Consider the following 13,366-nt stretch of genomic DNA (forward strand, 5'->3'; position numbering starts at 1 on the left):
GAGCTGTCGCCCGCAGTCGCATGCTTTTAAGTGAAAAACGTCCCATGGCAACCGAACGATACAATCCGCGCGCGTCAGAGCCCAAATGGCAGAAAGCCTGGGACGCCAAGAAGCTGTTCGAAGCGCACAATGACGATCCGCGCCCGAAATACTACGTGCTGGAGATGTTCCCCTATCCGTCGGGGCGCATCCATATCGGCCACACCCGCAACTATACGATGGGCGACGTGGTGGCGCGCTACAAGCGGGCCAAGGGCTTCAACGTGCTGCACCCGATGGGCTGGGACGCCTTCGGCATGCCGGCCGAGAATGCGGCGATGCAGAACAAGGTCCATCCCAAGGAATGGACCTACCAGAACATCGCCACCATGCGTGAGCAGCTCAAGGTCATGGGCCTGTCGCTGGACTGGGCGCGCGAATTCGCCACCTGCGACGTCGACTATTACCACCGCCAGCAGATGCTGTTCCTCGACTTTGTCGAGAAGGGGCTGGTGACGCGCAAATCCTCCAAGGTCAATTGGGACCCGGAGGACATGACGGTGCTTGCCAACGAGCAGGTCATCGACGGGCGCGGCTGGCGCTCGGGCGCGCTGGTCGAACAGCGCGAGCTGACGCAGTGGTTCTTCAAGATCACCGACTTCGCGCAGGACCTGCTGGATTCGCTCGACGGCCTCGACGAATGGCCGGAAAAAGTGAAGCTGATGCAGCAGAACTGGATCGGCCGCTCGGAAGGCCTGCTGATCCGTTGGCCGCTGGCCACCGCTTCTGGCGGCGAGCATGAGCTGGAAGTCTACACGACGCGGCCCGACACCATCTTCGGCGCCTCCTTCATGGCTGTCGCCGCCGATCACCCGCTGGCAAAGAAAGCTGCCGAGACCAATCCGGCGCTGGCCAAGTTCATCGACGAGATCCGCCATATGGGCACTTCGGTGGCGGCGCTGGAGACGGCCGAGAAGAAGGGTTTCGACACCGGCATCCGCGTTGTTCATCCGTTTGATGACAGCTGGACGCTGCCGGTCTACGTCGCCAATTTCGTGCTGATGGAGTACGGCACCGGCGCCATCTTCGGCTGTCCGTCGGGCGACCAGCGCGACCTCGACTTCGCCAACAAATACGGCCTGCCTGTGGTACCGGTGGTGATGCCGGAAGGCGAGAACCCGGCAAGCTTCCAGATCATCGATGAAGCCTATGACGGCGACGGCGTGATGATCAATTCGCGCTTCCTCGACGGCATGAAGCCGGATCAGGCTTTCGACGAGGTCGCGAAACGGCTGGAAGAGAAGACCATCGGCAACCGGCCGATGGCCGAGCGCAAGGTGAATTTCCGCCTGCGTGACTGGGGCATTTCGCGGCAGCGCTACTGGGGCTGCCCGATTCCGATGATCCATTGCGAGGATTGCGGCGTCGTGCCGGTGCCGAAGGCCGACCTGCCGGTCAAGCTGCCGGACGATGTCGATTTCGACCGGCCGGGCAATCCGCTTGACCGCCATCCGACCTGGCGGCACGTCAAATGCCCGCAATGCGGCAAGCATGCTCGGCGCGAAACCGACACGATGGACACGTTCGTCGATTCGTCGTGGTATTTCGCCCGCTTCACGGCACCCTGGGCGCATGAGCCGACCGATCCCATGGCGGCGAACGAATGGCTGCCTGTCGATCAGTATATTGGCGGCATCGAGCACGCGATCCTGCATCTGCTCTATTCGCGCTTCTTCACCCGCGCCATGCGCGAGACAGGCCATGTCGATCTGGCCGAGCCGTTCAAGGGCCTGTTCACGCAAGGCATGGTGGTGCACGAAACCTATCGCGTCGGTTCGGCATCGAATGGCCGCTGGCTGGCGCCGACCGAGGTCAAGCTGGAGGATGTCGACGGCAAGCGCCGCGCCATTGACGTCGCCACCGGCGAGGCGGTGACGATCGGCCCGCTCGAAAAGATGTCGAAGTCGAAGAAGAACACGGTGAGCCCGGAAGACATCACCGACGGCTACGGCGCCGACACGGCGCGCTGGTTCATGCTGTCGGACTCGCCGCCCGAGCGCGATGTCGAATGGACCGACGACGGCGCGGCCGGCGCGCATCGCTTCATGCAGCGCATCTGGCGCCTGGTGTCGACGGCGGCCGAAACGCTGGTGGGCGTCGAGCCCGTGGCCGCCAATGCCGGCGACGCCGGAGCCGTCTCCAAGGCCGCGCACAAGATCCTGAAGGCGGTCGGCGAGGATATCGAGAAACTCGCGTTCAACCGCGCCATCGCCCGCATCTACGAACTGGCCAACGCACTGACCGCGCCGCTCAACGAAGTGGCGGAGGGTAAGGCCGATGCGGCGTTGAAAGGCGCCTGCCGGCAGGCCGTGGAGATACTCGTGCATCTGATCGCGCCGGTCATGCCGCACCTGGCCGAGGAGTGCTGGGAAACGCTCGGCGGCACCGATCTGGTCGCCCAACGGCCGTGGCCGGTCTTCGATCCGGCGCTGGTCGTCGACAACGAAGTCACCTATCCGGTGCAGGTCAACGGCAAGAAGCGGGGGGATTTGACAATTGCCCGCGACGCGGACCAAGGTGCGGTCGAAAAAGCGGTATTGGCTCTCGACTTCGTGCAGAAAGCGCTCGAAGGTAAGGCTCCGCGCAAGGTGATCATCGTGCCGCAGAGGATCGTCAATGTCGTTGCCTGATCGGGAAAAGACAGAGCTGAGCCCTTTACTGCGCCGTATCGCGCTTGCCGGCCTGCTCGGCTCGCTTGCGCTGGTCTCGGCCTGCACGGTGCGGCCGCTCTATTCGAACGCGCCGTTGTCGACCGGCTCGACCGTGAGCGCCAATGCGGAACTGGCGTCGATCGGCATCAAGCCGGTCAACACGCGTTTCGGGCAGCAGGTGCGCAACAATTTGATCTTCGGATTTGGACGAGGCGCCGGCGAGCCGGCCTCGCCCGTCTATTCGCTCTATCTAGGGGTGGGCGAATCCGTGGAATCCTCGGCACTCGTTCAGGTCGGAACCGACGAAGACGAGCCGACCGCCGGTTCCGTGACGCTGACCGCCAACTATCAGCTGAGCGATGCGAAGACCGGTGCAAAGATCGCGTCCGGGGTTCGCTCGATCACCTCGTCCTTCGACAGGCCGCGTCAGGAATTCGCCGCATACCGGGCGCAGATCGACGCGGAGAACCGTGCCGCGCGCGAGCTGGCCGAAGCCCTGCAGCTGTCGATCGCCCAGGACCTGGTCAGGCACGGCAAGGCCGGCTAGCACCCAGTCCATTCGTATCTTACGCCCTCGCGTCAAAGCGAGGGTATGCTGGATATCGGTGACATCACGATCAGGCACCCCGAAGCCGGACCCGTCCGACAGTGCCGCGAAGATAGCCTGCCTCACATCCTTGTGGCTCCTGCAGGCAGGTCGCGCCACCGGCGTGAGTGCTGCGAGACCACGGTCCTGGCCTCGTTCGTTGCGGCCGGTATGATGACATTGCTGTTCCAAGATCGTCGATCATCGAGCCCGCCGGGAAGCAACTGTTAACCACTCGCTCCCTATTGCTCGGCAGACGTTTCAGAGCGAGTCTTGAGAATGGAATCCAAGCGTTTTCCCAGGGTCACCTCATTGAAGGCAACTTCGCCCGATGACCCTGGGGTGGAGCGTCTGGATGGCATGCGTGGCAGGGCCAGTCAGCGAGCCCCTTCAGCCGGAACAGGCGGCCTTGATCGCCCGACTCACCAGGGACAGGACGGACGGCAGTCCGGTACACAGCAGGCCGGCTATTCCGCAAGGGCTGTCGATCTCGGCGGCAACAGGCGGCCCTATATGGAGCCGAGGGGTGGCCTTGGGACAAGCGATGCGGCCTCGAAAATCGGCGACATCGAAAGTCCTGCCTGGCAGGAATACTTCTTCCTCGCGCCCAACGTGCGTTTTACCCGCACGCCGGACTATGAGACCAAGAAGCACCGCCAGGAGAGCGACCGTGTCGTCCAGCAAGGCGATCCAGTCGCGCTCCCAACGCAGCAGGCAATCATGCAATCCATCGTCGATGACGCGCCACTTGCGCCTTCGCTGCTGGCATTGCCGGCGTCGGTGAAAAGCCGCAATCCCCATTTGGAAACAGCCCGGTTGCAGGGCGGCAGCGAAACGGCCGCACAAAGGACGCCGCCGCTGACTGCAGCGTCTGCTGCGCCGAGTCGTGCCAGCGACAAGGCACGACGTGCTCCGTCGGTGCCTCCGATGACGGCCGCAACGGGACGCGCATCCGCGCGCATGGCTGCCGTCCCAGCGGGCAGCGCCGCGATCAATACTGCCATCCCCGAGACGCAGCGCTGGCCTCATCTTTCGGATCACGCCTTCTTCGAGGTCATGGCGCCCTATCTGGTCGACGTTTCGCCCCAGGCCCAACCGGCCAGCCCGGCCACGCCGGCGCCGGTCGCCGCTGCGCGGATCGACATCAGCCCATCGATGGTTGCCGATGCCACCTCGCTGTTTCGTGTCATCGAATGGCTTCCAGGCCAGCCCAAGAAGCCTTTGCCTGGTGCCCGGCCATCCAACTCGAACGAAGCTGCCGCCCAGCCCGACATGCCGGCGAGCAATGCGCCGCCGCAGGCCGAGGTCGCTCCACTCCCCGCTGCGGCAAGCAATGTCGTAGCCGTCGTGCGGAGTCGGGACATGGCGGTGCGGGTCGCGGCAGCACAGCCTTCTTCACGCTTGCCTCTGGCCGGGAAAATCGCGCCTTCAACGGCAGGCGATTCCTACCAGCTCCCCTCCGAAGAGCTGTTGCAGCGGCCACCGGAGGGGCAGGGCTTCTACATGTCGCAGGAGCGGCTTGAGCAGAACGCCGATCTTTTAGAAAGCGTGCTCGAAGATTTCGGCGTGCGCGGCGAGATCATTCATGTTCGGCCTGGCCCGGTCGTCACGCTCTACGAGTTCGAGCCGGCGCCGGGTGTGAAATCCTCTCGTGTCATCGGGCTCGCCGATGATATCGCCCGCTCCATGTCGGCGGTCTCGGCGCGCGTCGCCGTTGTGCCGGGCCGCAACGTCATCGGCATCGAGCTTCCGAACGAGATGCGCGAAACGGTCTATTTCCGGGAGCTGATCGAATCGGAGGGCTTCCGCAGGACCAGCTGCAAGCTGGCGCTTTGTCTCGGCAAGACGATCGGCGGCGAGCCTGTCATCGCCGAGTTGGCGAAGATGCCGCACCTGCTCGTGGCCGGCACCACCGGCTCCGGCAAGTCGGTCGCCATCAACACCATGATCCTGTCGTTGCTTTACCGGCTGAAGCCGGAAGAGTGCCGGCTGATCATGGTCGACCCCAAGATGCTGGAGCTCTCCGTCTATGACGGCATCCCGCATCTTTTGACCCCCGTCGTCACGGATCCAAAAAAGGCGGTCACCGCGCTCAAATGGGCGGTGCGCGAGATGGAGGATCGCTATCGGAAGATGGCGCGGCTCGGTGTGCGCAACATCGACGGCTACAATGAGCGCGCGGCTGCCGCCCGCGACAAGGGCGAGACGGTCGTCATGACCGTGCAGGTCGGCTTCGAAAAGGGCACGGGCGAGCCGCTTTTCGAACAGCAGGAAATCGACCTTGCGCCGATGCCCTATATCGTCGTCATCGTCGACGAGATGGCCGACCTGATGATGGTTGCCGGCAAGGAGATCGAGGGCGCCATCCAGCGCCTGGCACAGATGGCACGCGCTGCCGGTATCCACCTGATCATGGCAACGCAACGCCCTTCGGTCGATGTCATCACCGGCACGATCAAGGCCAACTTCCCGACCCGGATTTCCTTCCAGGTGACATCCAAGATCGACAGCCGCACCATCCTGGGCGAACAGGGCGCCGAACAGCTGCTTGGCCAGGGCGACATGCTGCACATGATGGGCGGGGGGCGCATTTCGCGCGTGCATGGCCCGTTTGTTGCCGACGCCGAAGTCGAGCATGTCGTGGCGCATCTGAAGGCGCAGGGCCGCCCCGAATATCTGGAGACCGTGACAGCCGACGAGGATGAGGAAGAAGCCGAAGGCGATCAGGGCGCGGTCTTCGACAAGGGATCCGTTGCAGCCGAAGACAATGACACCATCTATGACGAGGCGGTCAAGGTGGTGGTGCGCGACAAGAAGTGCTCGACGTCTTACATCCAGCGCCGCCTCGGTGTCGGCTACAACCGCGCCGCATCGCTGGTCGAGCGAATGGAAAAGGAAGGGTTGGTCGGTGCACCCAACCATGTCGGCAAACGCGAGATCATCATGGGCCGGCGCCAGCAGGTGAGCGCGCCCGGCGATGAGGGCACGGATTGATCGGCGGCCGCCCTTGGGGGGTCGACTTCTTCGGAAGCGCAATAAAAAAGGCCGATTGCTCGGCCTTTTTGTTGAGAACGGTATTGGCCTCGGCCGATCGCCATCTCAGCCGATAGACTGGCCGGTCTTTGCCCAGTCGGCGAGGAACTGCTCCAGGCCCTTGTCGGTCAGCGGATGCTTGACCAGTGCCTTCAGCGTTGCCGGCGGCGCGGTAACAACATCGGCGCCGATAAGTGCTGCCTGCTTGACATGGTTCACGGTGCGAACCGAAGCGACGAGAATCTCGGTCTGGAAATCGTAATTGTCGTAGATCTGCCGGATCTCCTGGATCAGCTCCATGCCGTCGATGCCGATGTCGTCGATGCGGCCGACGAAGGGCGAGATGAAGGACGCACCGGCCTTGGCCGCAAGCAACGCCTGGTTGGCCGAGAAGCAGAGCGTGACGTTGACCAGCCGGTTCATTTCGGTGCGGATCGTCTTGCAGGCCTTCAGGCCGTCCAGTGTCAGCGGCACCTTGATGCAGACGTTGTCGGCGATCTTGGCCAGGACCTTGGCCTGCTGCATCATCTCGGAATATTCGGTGGCGGTGACTTCGGCCGAGACCGGACCCGTGACGATGTCGCAGATCTGCTTGGTGACCTCGGCGATCTTGCCGCCGGATTTCAGGATCAGCGACGGGTTGGTGGTGACGCCGTCAAGCAGGCCCAGATCGTTGAGCTCACGGATATCCTTGACGTCGGCGGTGTCGACAAAAAATTTCATGGCGGTCTCCTGACGATTTCGTCGTGCTGGGAAAGGCACGTTCAGCGTTGCGCTTTGATCTAGACCAAAGTCGAGGCAAGGTCACGCCTCATGAACGAAGATTCGCCCTTTGTCGCAGCCGCGCCGGTGCTGGTGCCGATGCCCGCCGAACGTCCCTACACCTATGCGGTGCCCGCCGGCATGCGCGTGGTGCCGGGGTCGATCGTGCGCGTGCCGCTCGGTCCGCGCCAGGTCGCCGGCATCGTCTGGGATGGCGCCGTCGAGAAGGTAGACGCGAAAAAGCTGCGCCCCATCGAACAGGTCTTCGACTGCCCGCCGATCGACCGCGCGATGCGCCGCTTCGTCGACTGGGTGGCGCAATATACGCTGTCGCCGCCGGGCATGGTGGCGCGCATGCTGCTCAGGGCGCCGGAGGCTTTCGACCCCGAGCCATGGATCGAGGGGCTGCAGCGCACGCTTCTCGCGCCCGACCGGATGACGGGGGCGAGGGAGCGCGTGCTGGAGACGGCCGAAGGCGGGCTTGCATGGACGCGGTCGGGCCTGGCGCATGCGGCCGGCGTGTCGTCGACGGTGATCGACGGGCTGAGGGCGCAGGGCGTGTTCGAGACGGTGATGATCCCGCCGCGCCCGGTGGTGGCCGCGCCCGACACCAGCTACGCGATACCGGAACTGATGCCGGACCAGAACGACGCCGCACAGATGCTGCGCGCCAATGTCGCGGCCGGTGTGTTCAATGTCGCGCTGCTCGACGGAGTCACCGGATCGGGCAAGACGGAAGTCTATTTCGAGGCGGTGGCGGCCGCGCTCGACCAGGGCAAGCAGGTGCTGATCCTGTTGCCGGAGATCGCGCTGACGCATGCTTTTCTCGAGCGCTTCCAGCAGCGCTTCGGCGCCAAGCCGGGCGAATGGCATTCGGACCTGCCGCCGAGGATGCGCGAGAGGGTCTGGCGGCAAGTGGCGGAAGGCGGCGTGCGTGTCGTCGCCGGCGCGCGCTCGGCGCTGTTCCTGCCGTTCAGGGAGCTTGGCCTGATTGTCGTCGACGAGGAGCATGACCCCGCCTACAAGCAGGAAGACCGCGTCTTCTACAATGCGCGCGACATGGCGGTGGTTCGCGGTCATATCGGCAGCTTTCCGGTCATGCTGGCGTCGGCGACGCCGTCGGTCGAAAGCCGGGTCAATGCCAGCCAGGGCCGCTACAACAGGGCGGTGCTCTCCGCCCGCTTCGCCGAGGCGGCTCTCCCGCATCTCAAGGCGATCGACATGCGGCGGGCGCCACCGGCGCGCGGCGGCTTCCTGTCGCCGGTGCTGCTCGACCAGATGCGCCAGACGCTGGAGAGGAAGGAGCAGTCGCTGCTGTTCCTCAACCGGCGCGGCTATGCGCCGCTGACGCTGTGCCGCGTCTGCGGCCATCGCTTCGGCTGCCCGGTCTGCTCGGCCTGGCTGGTCGAGCATCGCTTTCGCGGCCAGCTGGTCTGCCATCATTGCGGGCACAATGAGCGCCGCCCCGAAGCCTGCCCGGAATGCGGTACGCTCGACCATCTGGTTGCTTGCGGGCCGGGCGTCGAGCGCATCGCCGAGGAGGTCGTCGCGCATTTTCCGGACGCGCGCACCATCGTCTTGTCATCCGACCTGATGGGCGGCGTGCGGCGGCTGCGGCTGGAACTGGAGGCGATCGCCGATGGCGAGGCCGACATCGTCATCGGCACACAGCTGGTCGCCAAGGGCCACAACTTCCCCAACATGACGCTGGTTGGGGTCGTCGACGCCGATCTCGGCCTCGCCAATGGCGATCCGCGTGCCGCCGAGCGCACCTTCCAGCTGCTCAGCCAGGTGACCGGCCGCGCTGGTCGCACCGGCAAGAAGAGCCTCGGCCTGCTGCAGACCTTCCAGCCCGACCATCCGGTGATGCGGGCGATCGTCTCCGGCGATGCCGAGGCTTTTTACGAGCGCGAGATTGCCGAGCGCGAACGGGCGGCACTGCCGCCCTTCGGCCGGCTCGCCGGCGTCATCGTCAGCGCAGTGACGCGGGCAGAAGCCGAGGGCCATGCGCGCGGCCTGCGCCGTGCCGCCCCCGAGGCCACCGACCTGTTCGTGCTGGGTCCGGCCGAGGCGCCGCTGTCATTGCTCGGCGGCCGCCACCGGTTTCGCCTGCTGATCCAGGGCGAGCGCCGCGCCGACATGCAAGGCTTCATTCGCGCCATGCTGGCCAATGGGCCGAAACAGCGCGGTTCGGTCAGGGTGCAGGTGGATATCGACCCGCAAAGCTTTTTGTAAGAATGCGATTGCAGCGATGGGCTGGCACAAGCCGGCGAGACAGGAAGATCACATGAAAACCCTTGGCCTTCTCGGCGGCATGAGTTGGGAATCGACCGCCATCTATTATCGGCTGCTCAACGAGATCGTGCGTGAGCGACTTGGCGGCCTGCATTCGGCCAAGCTGCTGCTGTGGTCGTTCGACTTCGCCGAGATCGCCGAGCGGCAGCATCACGGCGACTGGGACGGCGCCGGCGTGCTTCTGGCTGACGCCGCGCGCAAACTCGAGGCGAGCGGCGCGGAAGGCCTGCTTCTGTGCACCAACACCATGCACAAACTGGCCGACCAGGTGCAGGCGGCGGTGTCGATCCCGCTGATCCACATTGCCGACGCCACTGCGGCCGCCATCAAGCGCGCCGGCATGCAGCGCCCGGCGCTGCTGGCGACGCGCTTCACCATGGAGCAGGATTTCTACAAGGGTCGGCTCGCCGACAAATACGGATTGCAGCCCGTGGTGCCCGATGTCGCCGGGCGCGACATGGTGCATCGCGTCATCTACGAGGAACTGTGCCAGGGCGTCGTCACCCAAGCCTCCAAGGCGGCCTATATCGCCGAGACCGAACGCCTGCGCCGCGAAGAGGCTGCGGACAGCGTCATCATGGGCTGCACCGAGATCACCATGCTGATCGGCCAGCCGGACTTCGACATCCCGGTCTTCGACACGACGCGCATCCATGCCGAGGCAGCGGTGGCCTTCATGCTGCCCTGAAGCAATTCCAGGCAAAGTCTGAAACGGTTTTCGCGGGAAAAGCGCGTGGCGCTTCCCTGGGGAATTGCGTCAAACAGAGATCAGGGCTGGGCAGTCACTGCAACAGTTCCGCTGCCGACCACTTTCAGCTTCCAGCCGTCTGCCTGCGTGCCGGCGAGATTGAGATGCCCGGTCAGGAAATACAGGCGATCGGTGTCGGGGCCGTTGGCGGTGCAGAATCGATCCTGCAGATAGGACGGCGGCGTCGCCTGATAGTAGAGATCCGCCTCGATGCTGGCAGGGCGTGCGCCCTTCGGCAAATCGGCAAGCGGTATCGAGTAGCTCAGCGTGTCGCTGCCGCCCGATATGTAGTCGGGATCGTCCTCGACAGCGGTCGCGCCGACATCGACGGCAAGTTCCTCATCGGCGCCCAACGCCTTGGCGATTTCCAGCCGGCTTTCGACCGGCAAAAAGCCCGCCGGCAAGATCCGGTTGTCTTTCACCTCCGTGCAGATCGACAGGAAGCTGGTCGTCAGTTCGCCTTCCGGCTTCGCCTGCGCATTGCAGACTGGATTTTGCGTATTGGCGGGCGGCGTGGAGACCAGTTCCTGATAGATCTGAACCTGATCCTGTCGTGTGATCTTCTGGTAGTGCGGCTGATGTGGCCGTTCGCCAGGGTGGAGGCGGCCGGAGCAGTCGTCCTTCCACCAAAGCTCGCCATCAAGCGGCTTGCCGTCGGCGTCGACGATCACGCCGGCGGCGTTGGTGCGACCGGAGACCCAGAGCTGCTCGCCGTTCTGGTCGAGCACGCTGAAGGTGAGAAACGCACGCCGGAAACCCACTCCGGAGGGAAACTTGTGACCGGCCAGGTTCTTCACCGTCACCTTGGCATCAAGCGCGTCGGCGGTCATGGCAAGGTCGCTGACGGCGACGGTGGCGGTCGCCTGTGACGCCTGGTCCAGCATCGCTTGCTCGGTGAGGACGAGGGGATCGACAGCCTTCTTGCCCATCATCGGATCGCGCGTCCTGATGCCGAAGACATCGGGAAACTGCTGCGCCATCTTGACCAGGAAGACGTTGAGTCCGACGAGCGTGTGGCGGGCAAATCCCTCGCGAACCGAAAGATCCGGTGCGTTGCTGGACTCGGTCTGCGGGAAATTCAGATTTTCCTGGATGCTGGCGATCTTGCTCATCGTCGGCGATCCGTCCTGTTCCGTCGATGGCATGTGACAACCCTGGCAGCTGCGCGGCGTGGCGCCGGCGCCCAGTGGAAGCGGGCCGTCCGGCGTGCTGCCGGTTCGATAGGCGCTGAACGCCCATTCCGGATAGGTCGTCTGCTCGTAGATATGCGCCAGGGTGTTGGTGCCCTGCAGAACCGGCAAATGAACCGTGTGGCACGTCCCGCAAACCTCGGAGCTCAGGATCGTGGCGTCGTGGACCGGTTTGATGCCCAGCGCGGTGTGCATCGGCCCGACTTCCGGTTTCTCGAAGGGGCCGATGAGCGTATCGGGCGAGCCGACCATGAAGCTGCCGGTGAAGGTCTTGGCAAAGCCGGTCGCGTGCGGATTGAGCAGCGCCTGCCGCTCGTCGACGCAGGCGTTCTGCGGCTGATCGCTGAGCGGTCCACTGGCCTTGCTGTTGAGCACCATGCGGTGACAGGACGTGCAGGTGATGCCGTCGCGGGCAAGCATGCCGTAATTGGCGTGCGCGGCACTCGGATTGTCGGCTGGCCAGGGCGTCGCGTCGACCATGTCGCGCGAGAACAGTTCGCATTTGCCCGAGCGCGCCTTCTCGTCGATGTGAAACTGCCGTTCCCCGGCGATGCCGTGGCAGCCAAGGCAAACGTCCTGCACCACACCGGACATTTTGGGGTGAAAGCTTTGCGTTTCGCTGGCCAGCTGCGCGAAGAATATCGGGTCGCGGCCGCCCAGCCCCATCGGCGAGGTTCGCCAGGTCGCCAGCGGCGACAGATTGATCAAGCCCTCACCATGCGGGTTCGGCTTGGTCATGTCGAACTGCAGCCCGGTGCTGCCGGCATCATGACAGCCGAGGCATTGGCTCGAGGTCAGGAACGTGTCGGACGCATCGGGACCTTTGGCCCCGACCCAGGTGTTGTCGTAGGTTTCGGAAGGCATTCGCGAGACGGTCGCATAGGTCGGCATCTCGCGGACATAGGCCTGCAGCGCGGCGATCACGTCAGCGTTCGGACTGTAGAGCGGTTGACCAAGACGCGGGTTGGCATTGACCGGCAAAACGACCGACTGGTGCAAGGTCGTTGCCGGGGCGCCCGTGAAGAAATCCTGTGCGAGATAGTTGAGCGGCTTGCCTGGCTCGCCCGCGATGTTCTTGGGAGATGCAAAGGTCAGATTGTCCGCCGCCGAGGCATGGCAGTTCATGCAGTACTGAGCGAAGCCCATGTTGGGCAGGCTGTTGTTGTCGGCCGGCAGAGCCGGCCAATCCGGAGTCCAGCCGCTCTGGCTGCCAAAGCCGTACCAGCCCCAGAACCAGCCATCGTAGGAGGCGCTGGCATCGCGGATCATGATCGCGGCGCCGCTGGTTGGAAAAAGTCTGAGAGGATCGACCGTCCGGCAATCCGACGCCGGCTCCGAAAACATCTCCTTGACCATGATGGCGCCGCCGGGAACTGGCGGCGGATGATCGACCTCGCCTTCTGCCGAGCGGTTCTTGCGAAGCCAGTCCACCATCTCAGGCGAATACCAGATCATCACCGGCGCATGGGTGCCATGGTCGACGCCCTGCCAGGCGCCGTTGACCAGGGTCGCGATGCGCGGCCCGGCCTGGCGCACGTGTTTGTCGTGCACCCATCCGGCAGCCTCATCGCGATAACAGTAACTGCCCAGATATTGGTTGAGCTTGTTCTCGTAGTCGCCCAGGGACAGCGCCGATGGCTTCTTGATCGTCGCCTCGAGCTGCTGGCAGACCAAGGGATCGGCGGGAGCCATGGCGGTCGGCCGTTCGGCGATACAGTCCGCGCGAGCGCCTTGCGCGATCCCGGCAAGGGCTGCCGCAGCGACCCAGATGCTGGCCAGATGCAAAGCCCGACAAAGATCCGGCATGATCTTCTCCGAATTTTGAGATCCCGCCTGCCGCACTCCGTCCGTGCAGATTTCACAAGTGATCATGAAATATGTGAAATTGCTAAACTAAACAAGAAGTCGACGAAAGGAACATTCGAAGCATAATACTTGCGTTACGTCACGGCAAGGCACGCAATCTATACTGTTGAAGAAATTGCGCTGCGTATATTCTCGTTCAGGCGTTTGCTTGCGCAGTGGCCGAATCGGCCGCAAAGCCGGCGGCTCCAAGCGGGAA

At 64.0% G+C, this 13,366-nt stretch carries 7 protein-coding genes; 5 read left to right on the forward strand and 2 right to left on the reverse strand.

Annotated elements, in window-relative coordinates; genetic code table 11:
- Positions 1-44 precede the first annotated feature (44 nt).
- The 3 genes from leuS to AC1RZR_RS07145 all read left to right on the forward strand — a co-directional run bounded on the left by leuS (position 45) and on the right by AC1RZR_RS07145 (position 6,270).
- Positions 45-2,669, forward strand: a complete 2,625-nt coding sequence (leuS, locus tag AC1RZR_RS07135) for a leucine--tRNA ligase (protein ID WP_481828087.1) — start codon at positions 45-47, stop codon at positions 2,667-2,669.
- On the forward strand, positions 2,656-3,237 hold the full coding sequence (gene lptE / locus AC1RZR_RS07140; protein WP_477269045.1) for an LPS assembly lipoprotein LptE: 582 nt from the start codon (positions 2,656-2,658) through the stop codon (positions 3,235-3,237). Before leuS ends, lptE begins: the two co-directional genes overlap by 14 nt.
- A gap of 318 nt (positions 3,238-3,555) precedes the next feature.
- Positions 3,556-6,270: a DNA translocase FtsK gene (locus AC1RZR_RS07145; RefSeq protein WP_481828088.1), complete on the forward strand. Its 2,715-nt coding sequence runs from the start codon at positions 3,556-3,558 to the stop codon at positions 6,268-6,270.
- Positions 6,271-6,375: 105 nt separating this feature from the next.
- Here the strand turns inward: AC1RZR_RS07145 and fsa are convergent, their stop codons facing one another.
- Entirely contained in the window at positions 6,376-7,032 is a 657-nt protein-coding gene (gene fsa, locus AC1RZR_RS07150) for a fructose-6-phosphate aldolase (protein WP_481828089.1), read from the reverse strand.
- A gap of 90 nt (positions 7,033-7,122) precedes the next feature.
- On the opposite strand from fsa, the gene AC1RZR_RS07155 reads away from it, so the two are divergent.
- Together AC1RZR_RS07155 and AC1RZR_RS07160 are read left to right on the forward strand one after the other, a co-directional pair.
- Complete coding sequence (locus AC1RZR_RS07155) at positions 7,123-9,306, forward strand: primosomal protein N' (protein ID WP_477269047.1); 2,184 nt, start codon at positions 7,123-7,125, stop codon at positions 9,304-9,306.
- Positions 9,307-9,358: 52 nt separating this feature from the next.
- Positions 9,359-10,054 (forward strand): aspartate/glutamate racemase family protein, encoded by a 696-nt coding sequence (locus AC1RZR_RS07160; RefSeq protein ID WP_477269048.1) that lies wholly within the window; start codon positions 9,359-9,361, stop codon positions 10,052-10,054.
- A gap of 80 nt (positions 10,055-10,134) precedes the next feature.
- Here AC1RZR_RS07160 and AC1RZR_RS07165 read toward each other — a convergent pair whose 3' ends face one another.
- Positions 10,135-13,110 carry a hypothetical protein gene (locus AC1RZR_RS07165; RefSeq protein ID WP_481828090.1) on the reverse strand — a complete coding sequence of 992 codons (2,976 nt, stop codon included), beginning with the start codon at positions 13,108-13,110 and terminating at the stop codon, positions 10,135-10,137.
- Positions 13,111-13,366 lie beyond the last annotated feature (256 nt).

It is taken from the genome of Mesorhizobium bavaricum (assembly GCF_056781655.1).

Coding starts and splice junctions, on each gene's coding strand:
- AC1RZR_RS07160 (WP_477269048.1), top strand. CDS start 9,359: ATGAAAACCCTTGGCCTTCTCGGCGGCATGAGTTGGGAATCGACCGCC.
- AC1RZR_RS07165 (WP_481828090.1), bottom strand. CDS start 13,110: ATGCCGGATCTTTGTCGGGCTTTGCATCTGGCCAGCATCTGGGTCGCT.
- AC1RZR_RS07145 (WP_481828088.1), top strand. CDS start 3,556: ATGGAATCCAAGCGTTTTCCCAGGGTCACCTCATTGAAGGCAACTTCG.
- lptE (WP_477269045.1), top strand. CDS start 2,656: ATGTCGTTGCCTGATCGGGAAAAGACAGAGCTGAGCCCTTTACTGCGC.
- fsa (WP_481828089.1), bottom strand. CDS start 7,032: ATGAAATTTTTTGTCGACACCGCCGACGTCAAGGATATCCGTGAGCTC.
- AC1RZR_RS07155 (WP_477269047.1), top strand. CDS start 7,123: ATGAACGAAGATTCGCCCTTTGTCGCAGCCGCGCCGGTGCTGGTGCCG.
- leuS (WP_481828087.1), top strand. CDS start 45: ATGGCAACCGAACGATACAATCCGCGCGCGTCAGAGCCCAAATGGCAG.